18 protein-coding genes and 1 riboswitch are annotated in these 22,080 nt (G+C 40.8%); of the genes, 16 read left to right on the top strand and 2 right to left on the bottom strand.

The window, feature by feature from the left end:
* Positions 1-26: 26 nt before the first annotated feature.
* From AC1M9P_RS04960 to gshB, 3 genes are all read left to right on the top strand, one after another.
* Positions 27-860, top strand: coding sequence for a 2OG-Fe dioxygenase family protein (locus tag AC1M9P_RS04960; RefSeq protein WP_081403308.1), 834 nt, complete (start codon positions 27-29; stop codon positions 858-860).
* Positions 857-1,750: a LysO family transporter gene (locus AC1M9P_RS04955; protein ID WP_035270265.1), complete on the top strand. Its 894-nt coding sequence runs from the start codon at positions 857-859 to the stop codon at positions 1,748-1,750. The genes AC1M9P_RS04960 and AC1M9P_RS04955 overlap by 4 nt, the downstream gene beginning before the upstream one ends.
* 132 nt (positions 1,751-1,882) lie before the next feature.
* Positions 1,883-2,821 carry a glutathione synthase gene (gshB, locus tag AC1M9P_RS04950; protein WP_035270267.1) on the top strand — a complete coding sequence of 313 codons (939 nt, stop codon included), beginning with the start codon at positions 1,883-1,885 and terminating at the stop codon, positions 2,819-2,821.
* A 19-nt stretch (positions 2,822-2,840) separates the two neighbouring features.
* Here the strand turns inward: gshB and AC1M9P_RS04945 are convergent, their stop codons facing one another.
* Positions 2,841-4,058: an MFS transporter gene (locus AC1M9P_RS04945; protein ID WP_481586876.1), complete on the bottom strand. Its 1,218-nt coding sequence runs from the start codon at positions 4,056-4,058 to the stop codon at positions 2,841-2,843.
* 393 nt (positions 4,059-4,451) lie between these two features.
* On the opposite strand from AC1M9P_RS04945, the gene murG reads away from it, so the two are divergent.
* The 7 genes from murG to lpxC all read left to right on the top strand — a co-directional run bounded on the left by murG (position 4,452) and on the right by lpxC (position 12,548).
* Positions 4,452-5,549 (top strand): undecaprenyldiphospho-muramoylpentapeptide beta-N-acetylglucosaminyltransferase, encoded by a 1,098-nt coding sequence (gene murG / locus AC1M9P_RS04940; RefSeq protein ID WP_481586875.1) that lies wholly within the window; start codon positions 4,452-4,454, stop codon positions 5,547-5,549.
* A gap of 15 nt (positions 5,550-5,564) precedes the next feature.
* Positions 5,565-7,013, top strand: a complete 1,449-nt coding sequence (gene murC / locus AC1M9P_RS04935; RefSeq protein WP_481586874.1) for a UDP-N-acetylmuramate--L-alanine ligase — start codon at positions 5,565-5,567, stop codon at positions 7,011-7,013.
* Positions 7,014-7,068: 55 nt separating this feature from the next.
* Positions 7,069-7,998, top strand: coding sequence for a D-alanine--D-alanine ligase (locus AC1M9P_RS04930; protein WP_035265835.1), 930 nt, complete (start codon positions 7,069-7,071; stop codon positions 7,996-7,998).
* Positions 7,999-8,001: 3 nt separating this feature from the next.
* Positions 8,002-8,856, top strand: a complete 855-nt coding sequence (locus tag AC1M9P_RS04925; protein ID WP_035265833.1) for a cell division protein FtsQ/DivIB — start codon at positions 8,002-8,004, stop codon at positions 8,854-8,856.
* A 61-nt stretch (positions 8,857-8,917) separates the two neighbouring features.
* On the top strand, positions 8,918-10,180 hold the full coding sequence (ftsA, locus tag AC1M9P_RS04920; RefSeq protein ID WP_035265831.1) for a cell division protein FtsA: 1,263 nt from the start codon (positions 8,918-8,920) through the stop codon (positions 10,178-10,180).
* A 163-nt stretch (positions 10,181-10,343) separates the two neighbouring features.
* On the top strand, positions 10,344-11,522 hold the full coding sequence (ftsZ, locus tag AC1M9P_RS04915; protein WP_035265829.1) for a cell division protein FtsZ: 1,179 nt from the start codon (positions 10,344-10,346) through the stop codon (positions 11,520-11,522).
* Positions 11,523-11,645: 123 nt separating this feature from the next.
* On the top strand, positions 11,646-12,548 hold the full coding sequence (gene lpxC, locus AC1M9P_RS04910; protein WP_092766514.1) for a UDP-3-O-acyl-N-acetylglucosamine deacetylase: 903 nt from the start codon (positions 11,646-11,648) through the stop codon (positions 12,546-12,548).
* 97 nt (positions 12,549-12,645) lie between these two features.
* On the opposite strand, the gene AC1M9P_RS04905 is transcribed toward lpxC, so the two are convergent.
* Positions 12,646-13,089, bottom strand: a complete 444-nt coding sequence (locus tag AC1M9P_RS04905) for a DciA family protein (RefSeq protein ID WP_035265826.1) — start codon at positions 13,087-13,089, stop codon at positions 12,646-12,648.
* Between the two features lie 107 nt (positions 13,090-13,196).
* Between AC1M9P_RS04905 and AC1M9P_RS04900 the strand changes: the two genes are divergently transcribed.
* The 6 genes from AC1M9P_RS04900 to guaB all read left to right on the top strand — a co-directional run bounded on the left by AC1M9P_RS04900 (position 13,197) and on the right by guaB (position 21,999).
* Positions 13,197-13,904 carry a M23 family metallopeptidase gene (locus AC1M9P_RS04900; RefSeq protein ID WP_481586873.1) on the top strand — a complete coding sequence of 236 codons (708 nt, stop codon included), beginning with the start codon at positions 13,197-13,199 and terminating at the stop codon, positions 13,902-13,904.
* A 302-nt stretch (positions 13,905-14,206) separates the two neighbouring features.
* Entirely contained in the window at positions 14,207-16,909 is a 2,703-nt protein-coding gene (aceE, locus tag AC1M9P_RS04895; protein WP_092766512.1) for a pyruvate dehydrogenase (acetyl-transferring), homodimeric type, read from the top strand.
* A gap of 2 nt (positions 16,910-16,911) precedes the next feature.
* Entirely contained in the window at positions 16,912-18,888 is a 1,977-nt protein-coding gene (locus AC1M9P_RS04890) for a 2-oxo acid dehydrogenase subunit E2 (protein ID WP_481586872.1), read from the top strand.
* An 89-nt stretch (positions 18,889-18,977) separates the two neighbouring features.
* A riboswitch (yybP-ykoY riboswitch) is annotated at positions 18,978-19,124 on the top strand.
* 75 nt (positions 19,125-19,199) lie between these two features.
* Entirely contained in the window at positions 19,200-19,775 is a 576-nt protein-coding gene (locus AC1M9P_RS04885) for a TMEM165/GDT1 family protein (protein ID WP_035265818.1), read from the top strand.
* A 214-nt stretch (positions 19,776-19,989) separates the two neighbouring features.
* Positions 19,990-20,355 (top strand): YkgJ family cysteine cluster protein, encoded by a 366-nt coding sequence (locus AC1M9P_RS04880; protein ID WP_179999146.1) that lies wholly within the window; start codon positions 19,990-19,992, stop codon positions 20,353-20,355.
* A gap of 177 nt (positions 20,356-20,532) precedes the next feature.
* Positions 20,533-21,999, top strand: a complete 1,467-nt coding sequence (gene guaB / locus AC1M9P_RS04875; protein WP_035265814.1) for an IMP dehydrogenase — start codon at positions 20,533-20,535, stop codon at positions 21,997-21,999.
* Positions 22,000-22,080: the final 81 nt, after the last annotated feature.

Raw genomic sequence — 22,080 nt, 5'->3', positions numbered from 1 at the left:
TATTTAGTTATTCTTAAGGATTAATTGTGCTTGATCAATTAGACGCTAATACTGAATCGTATAGCAATTTGACTGCTATAAAACATCAAGAAATTGATTTGAAGAATACCTTCAAAGCAAAAGGGTATCTACATTATAAATCTATAGAGGTGGATCATTTTTCTAAACTATTACTAGCTAAAGAGTTTGAAAAACTTGAAAAAGATCCTTTTGCACCTACACATACTCAAAGGTTTAGAAGATACGGAAATGCCTTAATTTTACCTTGGGAAAAAGATCTTAAGCCTATTTGGTTGCCGACAGTGCGTGATAATATAGGGCAGGAGTTATCTGGATATGATCAGGGAGGGAACAATCCCGAGCATCAGTCGATTCGTTATTTTAACGCGTTGAGCCAAGAAGCTAAATCTACGCAATATCTTAATGATTTGATTGTAGATGATTATCAACTTACTTTTGGTTTGGAAAATGCCTATCTGCCAATTTACGTGGGTGTCCATTTTGTCAAACTGCGTTCAACTCATGCCGATCAGCTAGGAATTAGTTCGCCTAATTGTTTTCATCAGGATGGTGAGCCATTCACATTTGCTCATTTGTTTTATAGGAGCAATAACATTGAAGGAGGTGAAAACTTTATTGCATCACCTCAGGAAAGAAATAAGCGTTTAGATGAGGTAAATAATTATAATATTTATCAAAAATTTACGTTGAGACAAGCTTCTGAAAGTTTTGCTGTACACGATCCAGCAGTTTCACATTATGTATCACCTATTAGAAAAATAGATCAAGGCACAAATGCTGAGGCTGGTGAGCGCTGGATGATTTTGATTGATTTCTCTCTTACAAAGCAAAAAATATGATTCAAAATTTAATAATTTCGCTTTTACCTATTCTCATTTCTCTTATATTGGGTTGGGGCATAGGTAAAGCTGCAAACGTTCAAGTTCGCAATATATTGGTTGGTCAAATTACGTTTTTGGTGTGGTTGCTCCTCATCTCTATAGGCTTTCAATTTGGCAGTGTCTTGTTTGATAAAGATCTTGGTTCAAAAATATTAATTGAAGCTTTTATTTATTCTACAGTGTTAAGTGTGATTACCTTTGGACTTTTATTTAATCGTAGCCACTTTAAGGCTGAGCACCAAAAATCATTCAAGGATATGCTCAAACCTATTACCGAATGCTTGATTGCGATTGGAATGGTGTTGATCGGGATGGGGCTATATTGGCTATTACCCAAGACTTTATCAGGGGAAATGTTAAGCGCGATACTATTGTATGTGTTGATTTTTTTAATCGGAGTGGATTTGTCTACGATTAAAATTCAAGCCCTCACTATGAATCATATTAAAGTGCCATTTTTTTCAATCATTGCACTATTTATTGCGGCTTATTTGACGAGTCATATCATGACTCAATCTTTTGTCGAACTCGTTGTGATGGGGAGTGGATTTGGTTGGTTCTCTCTTTCTGGTCCTTTAGTTGCTAAAGTTTTAGGACCTGAGCAGGGAACTTTTGCTTTGATCACAGATCTTGTACGAGAGTTTTATGCGATTGCATTGTTGTATTTATTAGGTCAGCGTTATCCAAAGCCAATCATTGGTGTATGTGGTGCCACGGCGATGGACTCGACTTTACCCTTTGTAAAAAACAATTGTTCACCATTAGATGTACAAATTGCAATTCTCAGTGGATTTTTCCTGACGCTCATTGCGCCGTTTTTTATTATTTTTTTTAGTAGTTTGATATGAATCCAAATTCTAGTGCTCAGCAGAAATAGGAAAGAGCTTCTCTGAATTTATACAATTGATCCTTTGATAGATCAGTAGATCGTTCACTAAACTTCGTTATAATCGCTTCATTGATAAAATAGAGAACAGATCATGCGCGTACTTGTGGTGATGGATCCCATCGAAAATGTAAACCTCAAAAAAGATTCGACCATGGCAATGCTTTGGGCTGCTGCACGTCGCGGTCATGAGTTAGGGTATGCACTTCAGGAAGATTTATATATCGATCAAGGCAAAGCTTTTGGTTTGATCTCACCACTTAAAGTGTTTGAGGATTATAATCATTATTATGAACTTGGTGAAAAACAGAAAGAATCTTTAGCCGCATACGATGTTGTACTCATGCGTAAAGATCCACCTTTTGATATGAACTTTGTTTATACAACTTATATTCTGGAACAAGCGGAACGTGAAGGTTCCTGGATTATCAATAAACCTCAAAGTTTGCGAGACTGTAACGAAAAGCTGTTCGCTACACAATTTCCAGAACTGCAGGTTCCGACTTTGGTAACTTCACAGCAAAGTTTAATCCGAGAGTTTATTGCTGAACATCAAGATGTGATTGTAAAACCGCTAGATGGGATGGGCGGTATGGGGATTTTCCGTTTAACTGCTGCAGGGGCAAATATCGGTTCAACTTTGGAAATGTTGACTCAAATGGGGCAGCAACCGATTATGGCGCAACGTTATATTCCTGAAATTGTGGATGGAGATAAGCGTATTCTGATGGTCAATGGTGAGCCAATTCCATATTGTTTAGCGCGTATCCCACAAAATGGTGAAACGCGAGGTAACCTTGCTGCTGGTGGGCGTGGTGAAGCACGTCCGTTGACTGAAAATGATAAGGTGATTGCTGCTAAAGTTGGACCATTCTTGCGTGAGAAGGGGCTGGTATTTGTTGGTCTTGATGTCATTGGAAACTATGTAACAGAAATTAATGTGACTAGTCCAACGTGTATACGTGAAATAGACGCACAATTTGGTACTTCTATCGCAGATACATTATTTGATGTTTTGGAAGCTGGACGTTAGCTGATCTGCAAAAAAGAGCCTAAATAGGCTCTTTTTTTTGCGTATATATTTTAAATAAATAATAGCTGGTCAATAGTCCTAGGGTGGAAAGACTTACGGTAACCCATGCGGCATTGGACCACTGGTGAGAAGACGAAACGAGAGCTGCTGTTGCTGGGGGAACAAGGAACTGCGCACATGCAGAAATTTGCAGCACTAAGCCCATACTGGATGCTGCTGCATTGACCTGTGGTGCGTATCTAAGCGTATTGGCAAAGACGGTCGTCGGAATAATGCCACCGATAAAAGAAAACAAAATAGCGCACAAATATTGCAACTCAAAAATCAACCAATAGGGTTGTGAAAATACAACCCAGCTACATAAAATTAGACTTAAAAAACTAAATTGAAGTAATTTAAAAGGAGATATGCCTTTTTGAAGTAATACGCCTGCGCCAAAGGTTCCACCTAAGTTAGATAATACAACCATTGACACCAAAATTCCTGCAAGCTTTAAATCCATATTGAATGAGACATAAAGACTGGGTAAAAAACCTGTGAGTGTGATCCATTGACTGGTATAGCAAGCAAAGATAACGGCTAGACAGAGAATGGGTGGATGGGTCACGGTGACTTTAACAATAGATAAAAAAGAGTTGGAGGTTGATGTGCTCAGTGCCTTTGTCGTTACAGTGGTTTGCTTATCGTCATAACGTAAAAAATGGTAAATCATCAAGGCAACCAGCCAACAAAAGGCACCAAATAATGCCCAAATGTGTTGCCAACTGAGCCATTCGAGTAATACAGGGATGGTCAAAATAGCAAGACTAACCCCAACTCCCATATAAGAACTCCATAACCCCATTTTAAAATTCATGGTTTCAGGCGTGCTTAGGCGTTTTAAAATTGCGGGAGCGCAAAGACTAATGGTGAGAAATCCAATGCCTTCCATAAATCGAAAAAAATAAAGGCTAATACTATGATCAATCCATAAGCCTGCAAAACTACTCATCCCCAATAGAATGAGTGCAAAAATAAGACATTTTTTGAGTCCTATTTTCTCAGATACAGCACCAATACACAGGGCAAATAGCATTCCAGCACCTTGAACCAGTGATAAGGATAGGCCTGCTTGGGTGAAACTTAGATTTAAATCTTTTTGAAGAATTGGAATAACAGCAGAAAGTTTACCGACATGAATTGCAGCAAGGTAGCCTGCCAAAATAATCCAAATGTCATAAGATGATATTTTTGACATTTGCGTTTAAAAGTCCTTTTATTCGCGAGCTGAATCTCAATGAGATATAGCAATATCATAAATAGAACTATTGCCTCATACCATTTAGACATAAGTTTATATCCAATATGGTGGTAGTGCAGATACGAAGGAACAATAGAGCCAATACTGTGGTGGTTTTTAATGTGCACATTAATCATTATTTTGGTGCGTTATAAACTAGATCGAATGGTAAAATACATAAAAAAGGCACACCTCATAATAAATCTAGTTTAAACTCTGAAATCATATGAAAAAAACAATTAAAGGGTCCGTGAAAAAAAGTAAATAAACTTTCATGGATATACGATTGTGATTACAATTGATGCCTTATATAAAATTTTCTGTTAGCTCTTAGATTTGAAGAATTAGACCGTGACACAAGCTCAGCATAAACAACCTAAACATGTCATGATGATGGCTGCAGGTACAGGTGGACATGTATTTCCTGCCCTAGCAGTTGCTCAGGAATTACAACAGCAAGGTGTCGAAGTGTCATGGTTGGCAACGCCTTCAGGTATGGAAAACCGCTTGCTTAAAAATCACCAAATTCCAATTTATCAAATTGATATTCAGGGTGTGCGTGGCAATGGAATCGTCCGTAAGCTGCAAGCCCCTTTTAAAATTTTAAAAGCAACGCTCAGCGCAATGAGCTATATGAAGCGATTAAACGTAGATGCAGTCGCTGGTTTTGGCGGTTATGTTGCAGGTCCTGGTGGTTTGGCTGCGCGTATTCTTGGTATTCCTGTCATCATTCATGAGCAAAATGCAGTAGCGGGTTTCACCAATACCCAATTGGCTCGTGTTGCTAAAACGGTCTGTCAGGCATTCCCGAAAACATTTCCAGAAAATCATAAAATCGTGACTACAGGTAATCCCGTACGTAAGGAAATTTCTGCGATATTGAGCCCTGCTTGGCGATATCAAGAGCGAGAAAAAGCCAATCAGCCTATTCGAATTTTAATTGTAGGCGGCTCTTTGGGCGCACAAGCATTGAATGAGCGCGTACCCGAAGCACTGAAACAATTAGATGTTCCTTTAAGTGTTTATCATCAGTGTGGTCAAAATCATGCTGATAGCACGCGGGCACGTTATGCCGATGCTCCTGATCATTTACAGGTAGAAGTTCAACCGTTTATTGAAAATATGGCGGAAGCCTATGCCAATGCCGATCTTGTAATCTGTCGTGCTGGTGCACTGACGGTCACTGAGATTGCTACTGCGGGTGTTGCAGCCGTATTTGTACCTTTGCCAAGTGCAGTAGATGACCACCAAACCGCGAATGCCAAATTCCTAGCAGATATTAATGCTGCAAAAATTTGTCCACAAGCGACACTCACTCCTGATTCATTAAAAACAGTTTTATTGCCACTCATGAACCGTACATTGTTGACGGAAATGGCTGTTAAAGCACGTCAACAAGCTCAACCAGATGCAACTCAGCGTGTGGTTGGTTTAATTCAAGATTTGTAAGTTTTAGAGAAAATTATGTCTTCAACGAACCCAGCTGATAAAGCAAAAAACCTGATTAAAATTCCTGAAATGCGCCGTATCAAGCATATCCATTTTGTGGGTATTGGTGGTGCAGGAATGTGCGGGATTGCGGAAGTCTTAAAAAACCAAGGCTATAAAGTTTCAGGGTCGGATATTAAAGCCTCTAAAACCACTGCACAGCTTGAAGAAAATGGCATTAAAGTTCATATCGGACACGCTGCTGATAATATTGACGGTGCGAATGTATTGGTTGTATCGACTGCGATTGACCAAGAAAATCCAGAAATTAAAGCAGCGATTGAAACACGTATCCCTGTAGTTCGTCGTGCGGAAATGTTGGGTGAGTTGATGCGTTACCGTCATGGTATTGCGGTTGCAGGTACACATGGTAAAACCACAACGACAAGTTTGGTGACCTGTATGCTTGCTGAAGAAAACATGGATCCGACATACGTGATTGGTGGTTTGCTTAATCGCTCTGGAGTAAATGCTGCTTTAGGTGCGAGTCGTTATATTGTAGCTGAAGCAGATGAATCTGATGCTTCATTCCTATATTTAGAACCAATGGCCGCTATTGTTACCAACATTGATGCTGATCATATGGATACTTATGGTGGTAGCTTCGATGTGTTGAAAGATACTTTTGTTCAATTCTTGCAGAAACTTCCGTTCTACGGTTTAGCCGTAGTGTGTGGCGATGATCAAAATATTCGTGAAATCATGCCACGTATTGGTCGACCTGTTTTAACTTATGGGTTTAACGAAGATAACGATATTCGTGCTATAGATGTGGTACAAGAAGGGATGCAATCACATTTTACAGTGCTTCGTAAAAACAAAGAGCCACTCAAGTTAACCATTAATATGCCTGGTTTGCATAACATCCTTAATGCGTTAGCTGCGATTGGTGTGGCAACTGATGAAGGTGTATCTGATGCTGCAATCGCTCGTGCTTTAGAAAGTTTTAGTGGTGTAGGGCGTCGTTTCCAAATTCAAGGTGAATTTGAGTTAGGTGATGGAACGGTCAAACTGGTTGATGATTATGGTCACCATCCAAAAGAAGTTGAAGCAACGATTAAAGCTGCGCGTGCAAGTCATCCTGATCGTAGACTTGTGATGATGTTCCAACCTCACCGTTTTAGCCGTACACGTGATTGTTTTGATGATTTCGTTGATGTCTTGTCACAAGTCGATCAATTACTGCTATTAGAAGTATATTCTGCAGGTGAAAAGCCGATTGTTGGTGCAGATAGTCGCTCATTGGCAAGAAGTATCCGATTGCGTGGTGATGTTGAACCAATCTTGATTGATCCAGTAGAAGGGAATTTGCCAAATGTGATACAAAAAGTGTTACAAGCAAATGACTTGTTATTGACTCAAGGTGCGGGTAACGTTGGAGCAATTTCAATTGAGCTTGCTCAGAACCAGCTCTATTTAAAATAATCGTCGTTTGATGATTTGGCTAAATTGAAAATTTTATAAGTTTAAGGAACTAAACGTGTCAAATGCTTCTAAATTCGGCAAAGTTGCTGTATTGCTTGGTGGTAAATCTGCAGAGCGTGAGGTGTCATTAGATAGTGGTAAGGCTGTACTTGAAGCATTGGTACGTTCAGGGGTGAATGCAGAGGGTTTTGACCCTCAAGAACGCAGTGTGACTGAACTGGTAAATTACGATCGTGCATTTATTGTGTTACATGGTCGTGGTGGAGAAGATGGTCAAATCCAAGGCGCATTAGAGTGGTTAAATATTCCATATACTGGAACTGGTGTGCAGGGGTCGGCTATCGGAATGGATAAAGTAAAGACCAAGCAAATTTGGCAAGGTTCTGAACTTCCTACAGCGCCATACCGCATTGTTTCTAAAGATACTGATGCACAAGCACTCGTTGCAGAGCTTGGATTACCACTGATTATCAAGCCCGTGCACGAAGGCTCGAGTGTGGGCATGAGTAAGGTTGAGAAAGCAGAGGATTTAGCTGAAGCAATTAAAAAAGCGACTCAACATGATGCCGTGGTCATGGCTGAGAAGTGGATTACAGGTCGTGAATTTACGATTTCATTTTTAAACGGTCAACCATTACCAGTCATCCGTTTACAACCTCCAGCTGATGTAGCCTTTTATGATTATGAAGCTAAATACCAACGTAATGATGTTGAATATGGTATCCCTTGTGGTTTGAGTGAAGCTGAAGAAAAAAGTTTACAAGCGCTTTGCTTACGAGCGTTTCAAGCTGTTGGGGCAAGTGGTTGGGGTAGAATTGATGCTATGCAGGACGAGCAAGGTCAATTTTGGCTGCTAGAAGTGAATACTGTTCCAGGCATGACCAGTCATTCATTGGTACCAAAAGCAGCTCAAGCAGTAGGTTATAGTTTTGAAGATTTGTGTTTGGCTATTTTAGAGCAAACCTTAGCGAAAGAATCACACTAAGTTATGGCTCAACTACCTCCATCGATGCGTCGCAAACGTGCGGCGATTACATCGATTCATGACAAACCACCGACTCGCAAAGAGAAAATGATTAATGCGGGTGGTTGGGTCATGCTTATTTTTGCATGTTGTGTACTTTTGGTCGGGATTTATGGCTTATATAGCGTCATGACCAGTGCAAAGGTAGCATCTTTGGATGTGGTTGGTCTGCAAGCCGAGCCTGAAATTAGTCAAGTAAAACAGCAGTTAATGCCTACCATTACAGGCAATTATTTTACTGCTGATCTTGAGCAAATTCGTGATAAGGCATTAGAGATTTCTTGGGTAGATCGAGTGGTCATCTCTAGAGCTTGGCCAGACGGTATTAAGGTTCGTGTTATTCCGAAACATCCGATTGCACGTTGGGGAACAGGACGTCTGTTAAGTGATCAGGGTGTGGTGTATACAGAGGCATATTCTAGAAATCACGCAAATTTACCACTTATGCATGGTCCGTCAGATCAGTCAAAAGTCATGATGAGACGTTATCATGAAATTAATCAACTGTTTAGTCCAGTGAATCTGCGTTTGAAAGAGCTATATTTAACAGATCGTCGGACATGGTTTATGCAGTTCGATTCGGGTTTACGTATTATTGTGGATCAGGATCAGACCATGAGCAAACTGCAACGATTGAGTCACTTATCTCAAGCAGATCTGAAAGTGGTTTGGCCAAGAGTTTCAGCGATTGACTTACGTTACCGTAATGGCTTGGCGATTCAATGGAAAAATGCGACACCACCAAAGATTATAAATGGTCAGTTTGTTGTAACCATTAATGACATTAACATTGCAGATTCAAGAGTTGCAAAGCCATAATACGTGGCTTTAAAAATAGGCATAAGCCAGATATAAACAATGAAGAAAATGGTAGTGAATCATGAATGAGGCTGTTCCCTCAGTTGTTGCGATAGACATTGGGACACATAAAGTTTCAGTTCTAATTGGTAAAGTGCATGCGCCGGATAATATCCAGGTCATCGGTATGGCGACTGCGCGAAATAAAGGCATGAACAAAGGAAAAATTGTTAGCCTTGAAAAAGTGATCTCTGCGATTAAGAATGCGGTACAAGAAGCAGAAGATATGGCGGAGTGCCGTGTGCATTCAGCATGGGTATCGATCCCGAGTACAGAACTGCAAAGTGCTTATGCGACAGGCCGGACACCGATTTCTAATCCAGAACGCACCATTACGACTTCAGAAGTGGTTAAAGCTTTAGAAATGGCAAAAGCCAGTCATTTAACTTCTGATCATTATCTTGCAAGTGCAGTCCCATTGGGTTTTGAGTTGGATGATTCACCTGAGTGGGTGCATAATCCAATTAACCTTTCAGCAAATAGCATGACGGCGCATTATCAACTCATGATGCTACCAATCAGCACCATGCAAAATTTAGATCGTGCAATGAAAGGCGCCAATATTTTTGTCGAAAAGATGGTGATTTCATGTTTAGCAACGGCTGAAGGTGCATTGCTGAAAGATGAAAAAGAGTATGGTGTATGCTTATTGGATATTGGGGCTGGTACAACCAATATTGCAGTTTATATTGAAGGTCATTTAGTGCTAGCACACACCATTCAACGTGGTGGTGAAAATGTAACGCGTGATATCGCCGCAGTATTGCAAACGACGACCGAAGAAGCTGAACGACTCAAATTGCTTTACGGTTGTGTTGATTTACAGCAAGTCAAACCTGAACATATGATCGAGTTTGAAGCGATCGATGGTCCTCAAGCGATCAGTCGGATTGAGCTATCAGAGATTATTATTGCACGTTACGAAGAAATTCTTTCTATGGTGCGTGATGAGTTACAACAACGTGGTGCGCTACAAAGTTTATATCACGGTGTAGTTTTAAGTGGTGATGCATGTCAGATTGAGGGTATGATCACATTATCACGTCGTATGTTGGGTGTTTCTGCTCATTTAGGCAACCCTCCGCTACAAGTATATGCGGATGATCAACATTTACCTGCATTAAGACGTTCAATGTATTCTACCGCAACAGGACTGCTGTTATTTAGTCAAAGCGATTTACAAGAATCGGTTGAGCAACCTGAAGAAGTGAATAAGCGTCCATTATTAGAGCGCATAGCGAATGGTTGGAATGCGTTTAATAACAAATTGAAAGGTATTTTTTAAGTTTAGTTTTTAAGGGAGTATTGTTTGCAACTTGTAAGAGCAACTTCATGTGCTTGACAAGAATGTGATTGCAACGCATCCTAAAAACAAATTTTTATTATTGAAGATCAAGGCAGTATACGGGCTTAAGTGACTGCCAAATTTATTAGGAAAAGTTAAGGTCATGGCTTCATTTGAATTTTTAGAAGATGAACAAACCGATAATAACGGTCAAGCCCGTTTTACTGTGTTTGGTGTTGGTGGCGGTGGTGGTAATGCCGTACAACACATGGTGCAATCTGATATCAAAGGCGTGAAATTTGTTTGTGCAAATACAGATAAACAAGCTTTGGATCGTATGAATGCGCCATTCAAAATCCAATTGGGCCAACAAAGTACGCGTGGACTAGGTGCAGGAGCAAATCCTGATGTCGGTCAAATTGCAGCAGAAGAAAGTCGCGAATTAATCCGTCAGCATCTGGAAGGTGCAGATATGGTATTTGTTACTGCCGGCATGGGTGGTGGTACTGGTACTGGTGCAGCACCAGTCGTGGCTGAAATAGCACAAGAAATGGGTATTTTGACGGTTGGTGTTGTCACCACTCCATTTAACTTTGAGGGTCGTCGTCGTCAACGTTCTGCTGAAAAAGGGATCGAAGAACTTGAAAAGCATGTTGACTCATTGATTATCATTCCAAACCAACGCCTACTTAGCGTTTATGGTGATATCTCGATGCAAGATGCTTATCGCAAAGCGGATGATGTCTTGCTTAACGCGGTACGAAGTATCTTTGATCTAGTTGTGCGTCCTGGTCATATCAACCTTGACTTCGCCGATTTAAAAACAGCGATGAGCACACGCGGTTATGCGATGATGGGTGAAGGTAAGAGTAGCGGTCCAGATCGTGCTGAAGATGCAGCGCGTCTTGCGATTCGCAGTCCGTTGCTTGACAACGTAAATATTATGAACGCGAAGGGTGTTTTAATTAATATCACTGGCGGTAATGATGTTACCTTACGTGAAACTGAAATTATCACAGATGTTGTCAATCAAATTGTTGATCTGGATGAAGGTGAAGTCTTCTTTGGTACTGTATTTGATCCAGATGCGCGTGATGAAATCCGTGTTACTGTGATTGCGACAGGTTTAACTCGTAATGCGAATGAAACGGAAGTGAAGCGCCGTGCGCCAGTGAGTGTAAACCCATCAGTTGGTGGACAAGCTGCTGCTTTGGATGAAGATGATGTTCCAGCAATCAGTAAACGTCAGAATCAAGAGAGTGTAGCCCCAGAGCCTTCTGCAGCGCCTCGATCTGCACCAATGAGCATTCAGGATTATCTTAAAAATCAACAGCGTAAATAACATGTAACATAATGTGTTTACGATGATCAAACAGAAAAGGTGGCGCTTATGCCACCTTTTTGATTTTTATCAATGGCTAAATGTGCTAACGTATACTAGATTTTAGATGAATATTGAAGAAACATGTTGAAACAACGCACCCTGAAACGAGTCGTGAAAGCGAGTGGTATCGGATTACACAGTGGGCAAAAAGTAATGATTAACTTTGTACCACATGTAGCTGATGGGGGTATTGTTTTTCGTCGTATTGATTTAAATCCGCCTGTAAATATTCCTGCTAATGCGATGCTGATTCAAGAAGCATTTATGTGTTCGAATTTGGTACAAGAAAATGCCAAAGTTGGGACTATCGAACATATTATGAGTGCGATTGCAGGTCTTGGTATTGATAATCTGATTATTGAAGTATCAGCTTCAGAAGTTCCAATTATGGATGGAAGCGCCGGTCCATTTATCTATTTACTCATGCAAGGTGAGTTGATGGAGCAAGAAGCGCCTAAAAAATTTATAAAAATATTAAAGCCTGTAGAAGCATTAATTGACGATAAGCGCGCTATTTTTAATCCGCATGATGGTTTTCAACTTAATTTTACGATTGATTTCGATCACCCAGCCTTTGCCAAAGAATATCAGTCTGCCAGTATTGATTTCTCAACGGAAACATTTGTTTATGAAGTAAGTGAGGCACGTACTTTCGGCTTTATGAAAGATTTGGATTATCTTAAGGCGAATAATTTAGCTTTGGGTGCTAGTTTAGAGAATGCAATTGGTGTTGATGATTCAGGTGTTGTGAACGAAGAAGGCTTACGATTTGCTGATGAATTTGTACGTCATAAAATATTAGATGCGGTGGGTGATCTTTATTTACTCGGACATCAAATTATTGCGAAGTTTGATGGTTACAAATCTGGACATGCACTCAATAATCAATTGCTTCGCAATGTTCAGAGTGATCCATCTAATTATGAAATTGTAACATTTGATGACGAAAAGTCTTGTCCAATTCAATATGTAAGTGTGATCTAAGTCATTGTCTTCAGGTTAAATGTTATAGTGTAACATTGTTAAGTGTGACTTAATTCGCTTTTAAAATAGTGAATGACGTTTAAATCAAATGGTCCAGTTACTTTTTATTGCTTGCCAAACGTATCATAGCTTGGCTAAGCTTAGGATCGTTCACAAAACTAGCAGCGTTGAGTAACATTTCTTGCGTTGTCGGACATAAAGAAGTTTTGGAATTTTCAGTTTGTGTTTGGGGAATTTCTTTTTTTGCTCGAAGACGAACTTGGATTTTTTGTAAATCTTTGAGTTCAGGGATTTGTGATAACTGAGAAATATACTGTTTTTGAAGGTAACCGAGTTGACTAATCATGGCTTGATTTTCACCGGTGATGGTCAAAATACCGTATTGATAACAGACAACTTGCCATTGTTCATTTTTGGGCAATAGCGGTTGAATTAATTTTGTAAGTCTCTGCCAGTCAGCAACTTGCTTTGTGAGAAACGATAAGTTTCCTGTTTTTATGTGTTGTCTTGTTTGTTGAAACATATTTTTTGGTTCTGACATACATTGTTCCTACATTGTTTTGTCTTAATCTTAAACGCTTGTTTCTTTCGATATCAAGGAAGAGATCACACAAGAGACTTGAGTAAGAACAGTTTAATGAGGTTTATATGTATACGCGACGTATTTTATTAGCGTTTTCTTTAGCAGCTTCAGCAGCTTCGGTTGCATTTGCAGATTTAGTTCAATTAGATGCCACACAAGCCTCCAATCCTGATCGATTGGAAGAGTTAACAAGAACACTATCACAAGGTTCTTATAGTCATCCTGATGACATGGACATTCCAGCGACAGCACAAGTCGATGTGACAGTTCGAGCGAAGGCGGATCCAATCGAATTAAATAATGCGCTGCTTAATAGTAAATACCCTGCTCAAAAAACTACAACGACAAGTTCAAATCGTTACTCTTCAAATAATGCATATTCATGGTTAGTGACACACCCACTTCCAACTGGTCGTGTCAGTTCAAATTATGGCGGCCGAACAATGGGCGGACGTGCTGAAAACCATTCTGGTTTAGATCTTGCTGCACCAACAGGAACTCCAATATATGCAACTGGTCCAGGAATAGTGACTAAATCAGGTTGGGGCACAGGTTATGGTCAATATGTCGAAATCAACCACGGTAATGGGTATATCACACGATATGCACATGCTTCACGCTTAATTGCTAAAGTAGGTGATAAAGTCACTGCTGGTGAGCATATTGCCAATGTAGGTTGTACTGGACGCTGTACTGGTCCTCACTTACATTATGAAGTGGTCAAAGATGGTCAGCGTAAAAATCCTTCAACTTACCTAGCGATGTTGCCTTAATTAATTATCGAACCTCATTAATACGCATCCATTGTTAAGTCATTTGAATAAATCGCCAAGCATAGTCTTGGCGATTTTCGTTTTTGCAGTCAGGTCACCTGACTAAATTCAAGATTAAAATAAAGCTTTGTATAAAAAAACAGCAGAATTGGCGTTTTAGTGTTAATTTGTGTAATAAACGGTCAAGTACTATTTATTATCGAAATATTAGTCTAATGTCGTATTCATTTATAGCCATAACTGCGTATCGCGAAAATATGTTAAATATAGGGCATACAAATAGGCATGAATATAGGTGTAATATGGCGTATTACGGTGATACCGACGCACAAGAAACCCAAGAGTGGCAGGACGCTTTTGACTCTGTTTTACAGCATATGGGGACGGAAAGAGCAGCCTTTCTTCTTGAAAAACTGTATCAACGTGCGATTGCGAAACATGTTCCCATTCAGCGTCTAAATACTCCTTACTTAAATACGATTTCAGTAGAAGAGCAACCTGCAATGCCTGGCGATCCAGATATGGAGCGCCGAATTCGTGCTTTGATTCGTTGGAATGCTTTAGCAATGGTGCTTCGCGCCAATAAAACAGGCGACGATCTTGGTGGTCACTTAGCCAGCTTTGCATCTTCTGCAACTTTATATGATGTTGGCTTTAACCATTTCTTCCGTGCGAACAGTGATAACTTCGGCGGTGACATGATTTATTATCAAGGTCACTGTGCACCAGGGATTTATGCGCGTTCATTCTTGGAAGGTCGTTTAACTGAAGAGCATCTAAACAATTTCCGTCGTGAAGTTGATGGTATTGGTTTGCCTTCGTACCCACATCCATACTTAATGCCAGACTATTGGCAGTTCCCAACGGTATCGATGGGTCTGGGTCCAATCATGTCCATTTATCAAGCACATATTCAAAAGTACTTGATGAACCGCGGTTTGATTAAAGAAGAAGATCGTAAGGTTTGGGCTTATCTTGGCGATGGTGAGATGGATGAGCCAGAAAGTACTGGTGCAATCTCGTTGGCAGGTCGTGAAAAGTTAGACAACTTGGTTTGGGTTGTAAACTGTAACTTGCAACGTTTAGATGGTCCAGTTCGTGGTAATGGTAAGATCATCCAAGAACTTGAGTCTTTATTCCGTGGTGCAGGTTGGCGCGTGATTAAAGTAGTATGGGGTCGTCATTGGGATCCACTACTTGCTAAAGATGAATCTGGTGCGCTTAAAGCCATTATGGAAGAAGCTGTAGATGGTGATTATCAGCGTTATCAAGTGAAAGGTGGTGCTTATACACGTGCGCACTTCTTTGGTAAATATCCTGAAGCTGAAGAGTTAGTTAAACACTTAAGTGATGAAGATATCGATAATTTAAATCGTGGCGGTCACGATCCTTACAAAGTATATGCTGCTTATGCAGAAGCCATGAAATCTACAGGTCAGCCAACGGTTATTCTCGCGAAAACTGTTAAAGGTTACGGCTTATCTGAAGAAATTGAAGCGGTCAATAAAACGCATCAAATCAAGAAAATGCAACTTGAATCGCTTAAATATGTACGTAACCGTTTCAACTTGCCATTTACCGATGAGCAACTTGAAGAAGTTCCATTTTATCGCCCAAGTGAAAACTCGCCTGAAATTAAGTATATGAAGGCTCGCCGTGAGGCATTAGGTGGTTACTTACCAGCACGTCGTAAAGAGAGCGAATCTTTAGCGATTCCTGAGTTGTCTGTATTTGATGCAGTGTTAGCTGGTTCTAATGGTAAGCAACAATCAACGACCATGGTGATGGTACGTTTAATCTCTGCACTACTGAAAGAAAAAGCAATTAAAGACCGTGTGGTACCAATTGTTCCAGATGAGGCGCGTACTTTCGGTTTAGAAGGGATGTTCCGTCAATTGGGCATTTATGCCGCGCACGGTCAAAAATATACCCCTGAAGATCAAGAGCAGTTGATGCATTACCGTGAAGCGAAAGATGGTCATATGCTTCAAGAGGGGATCAATGAAGCAGGTGCGATGAGTGCTTGGGCTGCTTTAGGAACAAGTTATTCAACCAATAACCTTCCTATGATCCCGATGTACATGTATTACTCAATGTTTGGCTTCCAACGTATTGGTGATATTGCATGGGCGGCAGGTGATGCACAGGCGCAAGGTTTCTTATTGGGTGCAACTGCTGGTCGTACTACGCTGAATGGTGAAGGTCTACAGCATCAAGATGGTCACTCACATATTCTTGCGAATACGATTCCAAATTGTATTTCTTATGATCCATGTTTCGGATATGAACTTGCGGTGATTGTACATGACGGTCTAAAACGCATGTATGTGGATCAGGAGCGTGTGTTCTATTACTTAACTGTAATGAATGAGAACTATGAGCATCCAGCGATGCCACAAGGTGCTGAAGAAGGCATTAAACGTGGTATGTATTTACTTGAGGAAGATGAAAAAGCCACAGTTCAGCTTTTAGGTTCAGGTGTAATTCTGCGTGAAGTGATTAAAGCGGCTCAAATCTTACGTGATGAATATCAAATTCATTCGAATGTCTACAGCGTAACAAGCTTTAATGAGCTTGCGCGTGATGGTATGGCGTGCGAAGAATATAATCGTTTACATCCACTTACTGAAGATGTAAAAGAAGCATGGGTGTCGAAGCAGTTGCGTGGTACGAAAGGTATCGTCGTTTCTGCAACAGATCATATGCGTGCTTACAGTGAGCAAATTCGCGCTTACCTTCCAGATAACCGTCCATTTGTAGCATTAGGTACAGACGGTTATGGTCGCTCAGATACACGTGCAAAACTTCGTAGCTACTTTGGTGTAGATGCTGCACATATTGTTGTTGCGACACTGAAGAAACTTGCTGACGAGGGTGAAGTAGATGCGCGTCTAGTTAAAGATGCGATTTCTAGCTTTGAATTAGATACTGACCGTCCAGTCGCTTGGGCACCTCAAACAACGCCTGAACTTCACGCTGTAGCTGACTACAAAGAGGAGAACTAAGCATGCAAATTACGACTCCTGATATTGGTGTAGATAAAGCTACAGTGGCTGAAATTTTGGTCAAAGTGGGTGATACGATTAGTGTCGATGACAGCATTGTTTTGTTGGAGTCTGACAAAGCATCTGTTGAAGTGCCAAGCACTTCAGCAGGTGTGGTGAAAAGTATTTTGGTGAGCCTTGGTGACGAAGTTGCTGAAGGTGCGGTTTTGGTAGAGCTTGAAGCGGAGGGGCAAACGTCATCTGAAGCACCTACAGCACAAGTTGAAGAATTGAAAGCACAAGCTCAAGCAGAACCTGTAGCCCAATCTCAAGTGGAAGCACCAAAAGCAGCACCGGCATCTGAAACTGTTGATGTTCAAGTACCAGACATTGGTGTTGAAAAAGCCACTGTGGGTGAGATCTTGGTTGCGGTTGGCGACGAAATTGATGCCGATCAAAGTATCATTGTTGTTGAGTCTGACAAAGCGACAGTCGAAGTTCCAAGTGCTATTGCGGGTACAGTTGAATCGATTGAAATTTCAGTCGGTGATACAGTCAAAGAAGGTGTTGTGATTCTGAAAGTGAAAACAGCAGCTTCAGTATCAAACGTGGCGCAAGCTGCTGCAGAAACTACACCGACGACTGCTCCAGCTGCAGCGGCACCACCTGCAGAATCAACAAAAGTGACAGTTGCTTCAGCGCCAGCAGGTAAAGTTGAGATTGCTGTCCCTGACTTAGGTGTAGACAAAGCTGCTGTAGCTGAAATTTTAGTGGCTGTTGGTGATAAGGTTGAAAAAGACCAAAGCATCATTGTGGTTGAATCAGATAAAGCGACCGTTGAAGTACCAAGTACCACCACAGGTGTGATTACCGCAATTCATATTGAATTGGGTCAAAACGTGTCTGAAGGCGTGGCTTTAGTTACGATTGAGGCTGAAGGTCAAGTAGCCCCAGTTACAGAAGCCCCTGTAGCAGCACCAGTGAGTACAAAAGCGGAAGCACCAAAAGCAGTCCCTGCGCAAGCTGCTGCTCCTGTACAAACAGCTGCTCCTTCAGCAGATAAGCTGACCAAAGAGCAAAATGCAGCAAATGCTAAAGTATATGCTGGTCCTGCGGTACGTAAGTTGGCGCGTGAGCTTGGTGTTGTGTTGGCAGAAGTCAAAGCTTCTGGTCCACATGCACGCTTAATGAAAGAAGACATCTTTGCGTATGTGAAAACACGTTTAACTGCACCAGCACCTGTAACTGCTGCACCGACAGTTGCTGCACCAGCAGGATTGCCTAAATTACCAAGTTTTGATGCCTTTGGTGGTGTAGAAGAAAAAGCGTTAACACGGTTACAGCAAGTGTCTATTCCACAGTTGTCATTGAACAATTATATCCCGCAAGTGACCCAATTCGATGCGGCAGATATTACGGAGCTTGAAGCATGGCGTAATGAGCTTAAAGGCAACTTTAAGAAAGAAGGCATTAGCCTGACCATTATGGCATTCATCATCAAGGCTGTAGCGCATTTGCTAAAAGAAGAACGTGAGTTTGCAGGTCATTTGTCTGATGATGGCAAAACCGTATTACTGCGTAAAGAAATCCATATGGGCATTGCTGTTGCTACACCAGATGGTTTAACAGTGCCTGTGCTACGTAATCCAGATCAAAAATCAATTAAGCAAATCGCAGTTGAACTCGGTGAGTTGGGTCAAAAAGCACGTGATAAGAAATTGTCACCGAAAGATCTGCAAGGTGCCAACTTCACGATTTCAAGCCTAGGCGCAATTGGTGGTACTGCATTCACTCCGCTTGTCAACTGGCCGCAAGTGGCAATCTTGGGTATTTCACCTGCAACGATGCAACCTGTGTGGAATGGACAAGGTTTTGATCCACGTTTAATGCTTCCATTGTCATTGTCTTATGACCATCGTGTCATTAATGGTGCTGATGCTGCTCGATTTACCAATAAATTGACGAAGCTGCTTAAAGATATTCGTACATTGCTTATCTAATTATTTTTAAAAGCATTTTGGATGCAGAATCAAAACCTCACTTCGGTGGGGTTTTTATTTGTAAAAACAAAAAGCCAGGCTTATAATGGAGAAACTTCATTGGGGAGTAGCCGCTGTTCTGCAACAGAACAGGTGATGGTCAACATATTTGCTCTAAAACGAGCATGGTCATCATAGCAAAGAACCAAATGAGCTCCTTTCGAGCTTTCTTTCTTTTGTTGGCAAGACCTTTGATTTACCATTCTGCAGATTTTTGGCTAGCAGGGGTGGTGGGTCATTGGTATTTGTTATGCTAGCCAGAGAAAGACATCATGTATGAATTCCTTCTGTCTACAGGTATCGTCGCATTAGCTGAAATGGGTGATAAAACCCAATTGTTGGCTTTACTTCTTGCTGCACGTTTTCGTAAACCCGTTCCAATCTTAATTGCTATTTTGTTAGCGACAATTGTCAATCATGGGGTTTCAGCTGCTCTAGGACAATGGGTTACAACAATTTTAAGTCCCGAGATCCTCATGTGGATTCTAGCAATAGGATTTATTGCTATGGCTGCTTGGATGTTGGTCCCTGATGAATTAGAGGATGAGTCAGGTAGTATTCAAAAATGGCAAAAATTTGGCGTTTTTGGAGCGACATTTATTTTATTTTTCTTGGCTGAAATTGGCGACAAAACGCAGATTGCGACAGTGGCACTTGCTGCACGTTTTGACAGTATCTGGTGGGTGATGGCTGGAACGACATTAGGTATGATGATCGCTAATGCGCCGGCAGTATTTATTGGTGATAAATTGGCGAATCGATTACCTATTTCCTTGATTCACAAAATTGGCGCAATAATTTTCCTTGTCATTGGTGTGGGCACTTTAGTGCAACATTATTGTTTATAAATGGTTGTATACGCATAAAGATCTGAATCTTCAAAAGATTTAGTTTATTTATAAATAGTATTGAAATAATGCACCATGAAAGTGATTCATAATGGTGCATTTTTTAATGGAAGTTATTGATTAGTAAATAAATATAATAAAAATAAATCTTGTTTTTGAAATTAAATTTTTTTAGGATTTCGTCACTAAAAAATTATTTTTAAGAGATTTAAAAATGCTCTCTCAGATTTCTGCACAGGATGCGTGTTTAAGTTGTGGTGCTTGTTGTGCCTATTTCCGTGTTTCATTTTATGGTGCGGAAGCGATGAACATCCCTACCGAGATGGTTGAGGATATTAACCCTGTATATGCTTGTATGGTGGGGACGAATCAAACTAACCCGCGATGCGTTGCTCTAGAAGGAGAAATAGGGAAGCAGGTCTCTTGCTCGATTTATACGGTTCGCAGTTCATCGTGTAGAGAGGTCCAAGCCGGAGATGCGCAATGTGCCAAAGCTCGACAAGCCCATCATCTGATCCCATTAATTGATATTGAAATTGTTCCATCGTCGAATGATGACGATTACGATCAGGTCAGTTAATTTGAATGATTTAAAATATGTTTCTGTTTTATATGCTCTTATTATGATTTTCTCGGATAGTAAATTGTATAAAAATAGGGGTGATGGGTAAATTTCATAAAATTGTCGATAATAAGAAATGAAATTTACCTTAAAATTTGTATATAATGGCGCACGGAAATTACCAGTGAGACTGTTATGTTGACCATCGTTCAAGACGCGTTAACTTTTGATGATGTCCTATTACTCCCTGCCTACTCTACTGTTCTCCCAAAAGATGTCTCTCTAAAGACACGTTTAACTCGCGGCATTAATTTGAATATCCCTCTTGTGTCTGCAGCAATGGATACGGTGACTGAATCCCGTATGGCAATTGCAATGGCACAAAATGGCGGTATTGGTATCCTTCATAAAAATATGGATATTGCAGCGCAAGCTGCTGAAGTACGTCGTGTTAAAAAATTCGAAGCAGGCATGGTGAAAGATCCAATTACAGTAACCCCTGAAACGACTGTGCGTGAGTTAATCGCAATTACGCAAGCGAACAATATCAGCGGTGTGCCAGTGGTGAAAGATGGCAAAGTAGTTGGTATTGTGACAGGTCGTGATACACGCTTTGAAACTAATCTTGAACAGCCAGTAAGCAACATCATGACTGGTCAAGATCGTTTGGTCACTGTTCGTGAAGGTGAATCGAAAGAAAACATTCAGGCACTTCTTCAAAAAAATCGCATTGAGAAAGTGATTGTTGTTGGCGAAAACAACGAACTAAAAGGTTTAATCACTGTAACAGATTTTAATAAAGCTGAGCTTTATCCAAATAGCTGTAAAGATGACTTAGGTCGTTTACGTGTGGGTGCTGCAGTTGGTACAGGTGTAGAAACTCCAAGCCGTGTTGAAGCATTGGTTGATGCGGGTGTTGACGTGATTGTAGTCGATACTGCACATGGTCACTCTGCTGGTGTTATCGAGCGTGTACGTTGGGTTAAAGCCAACTACCCACAAGTTCAAGTCATTGGCGGTAACATTGCTACTGGCGATGCTGCATTGGCTTTACTTGATGCAGGCGCAGATGCTGTGAAAGTAGGTATCGGTCCTGGTTCAATCTGTACGACTCGTATTGTTGCAGGTATTGGTATGCCACAAATTTCGGCGATCGATTCTGTTGCTAACGCACTGAAAGATCAAATTCCATTGATCGCAGACGGTGGTATCCGCTTCTCAGGTGATATGGCAAAAGCGATCGGTGCAGGTGCAAGTACGATTATGGTGGGTTCTTTACTTGCTGGTACTGAAGAAGCACCAGGCGAAGTTGAATTCTTCCAAGGTCGTTATTACAAAGCTTACCGAGGAATGGGTTCATTGGGTGCAATGGCGGGTGCTACAGGTTCTGCGGATCGTTATTTCCAAGACTCTAAAGCAGGTGCTGAGAAGTTGGTTCCAGAAGGTATTGAAGGCCGCGTACCTTACAAAGGGCCAATGGGCAACATCGTGCATCAAATGATGGGTGGTTTACGTTCATCTATGGGTTATACAGGCTCTGCAGTGATTGAAGATCTTCGTCAAAATGCGAAATTCGTGAAAATCACGTCTGCGGGTATGTCTGAATCACACGTTCACGATGTGACCATTACTAAAGAAGCACCGAATTACCGTGTTGGTTAATTGCCTGTTATAAAACAATTTTTAAAAAAAACCGTCATGTAAATGACGGTTTTTTTATTTTGGTGTAAAGTGGTGCGCATT

This window comes from Acinetobacter sp. 25-47-122, from assembly GCF_056779695.1.
This window is presented reverse-complemented; position numbering and strand designations above follow the sequence as displayed.

What these genes read in the sequence shown, in the direction of transcription:
- AC1M9P_RS04955 (WP_035270265.1), top strand. Translation starts at nt 857, where the DNA reads ATGATTCAAAATTTAATAATTTCGCTTTTACCTATTCTCATTTCTCTT.
- gshB (WP_035270267.1), top strand. Translation starts at nt 1,883, where the DNA reads ATGCGCGTACTTGTGGTGATGGATCCCATCGAAAATGTAAACCTCAAA.
- AC1M9P_RS04945 (WP_481586876.1), bottom strand. Translation starts at nt 4,058, where the DNA reads ATGTCAAAAATATCATCTTATGACATTTGGATTATTTTGGCAGGCTAC.
- murC (WP_481586874.1), top strand. Translation starts at nt 5,565, where the DNA reads ATGTCTTCAACGAACCCAGCTGATAAAGCAAAAAACCTGATTAAAATT.
- AC1M9P_RS04925 (WP_035265833.1), top strand. Translation starts at nt 8,002, where the DNA reads ATGGCTCAACTACCTCCATCGATGCGTCGCAAACGTGCGGCGATTACA.
- ftsA (WP_035265831.1), top strand. Translation starts at nt 8,918, where the DNA reads ATGAATGAGGCTGTTCCCTCAGTTGTTGCGATAGACATTGGGACACAT.
- ftsZ (WP_035265829.1), top strand. Translation starts at nt 10,344, where the DNA reads ATGGCTTCATTTGAATTTTTAGAAGATGAACAAACCGATAATAACGGT.
- lpxC (WP_092766514.1), top strand. Translation starts at nt 11,646, where the DNA reads ATGTTGAAACAACGCACCCTGAAACGAGTCGTGAAAGCGAGTGGTATC.
- AC1M9P_RS04905 (WP_035265826.1), bottom strand. Translation starts at nt 13,089, where the DNA reads ATGTCAGAACCAAAAAATATGTTTCAACAAACAAGACAACACATAAAA.
- AC1M9P_RS04900 (WP_481586873.1), top strand. Translation starts at nt 13,197, where the DNA reads ATGTATACGCGACGTATTTTATTAGCGTTTTCTTTAGCAGCTTCAGCA.
- aceE (WP_092766512.1), top strand. Translation starts at nt 14,207, where the DNA reads ATGGCGTATTACGGTGATACCGACGCACAAGAAACCCAAGAGTGGCAG.
- AC1M9P_RS04890 (WP_481586872.1), top strand. Translation starts at nt 16,912, where the DNA reads ATGCAAATTACGACTCCTGATATTGGTGTAGATAAAGCTACAGTGGCT.
- AC1M9P_RS04885 (WP_035265818.1), top strand. Translation starts at nt 19,200, where the DNA reads ATGTATGAATTCCTTCTGTCTACAGGTATCGTCGCATTAGCTGAAATG.
- AC1M9P_RS04880 (WP_179999146.1), top strand. Translation starts at nt 19,990, where the DNA reads ATGCTCTCTCAGATTTCTGCACAGGATGCGTGTTTAAGTTGTGGTGCT.
- guaB (WP_035265814.1), top strand. Translation starts at nt 20,533, where the DNA reads ATGTTGACCATCGTTCAAGACGCGTTAACTTTTGATGATGTCCTATTA.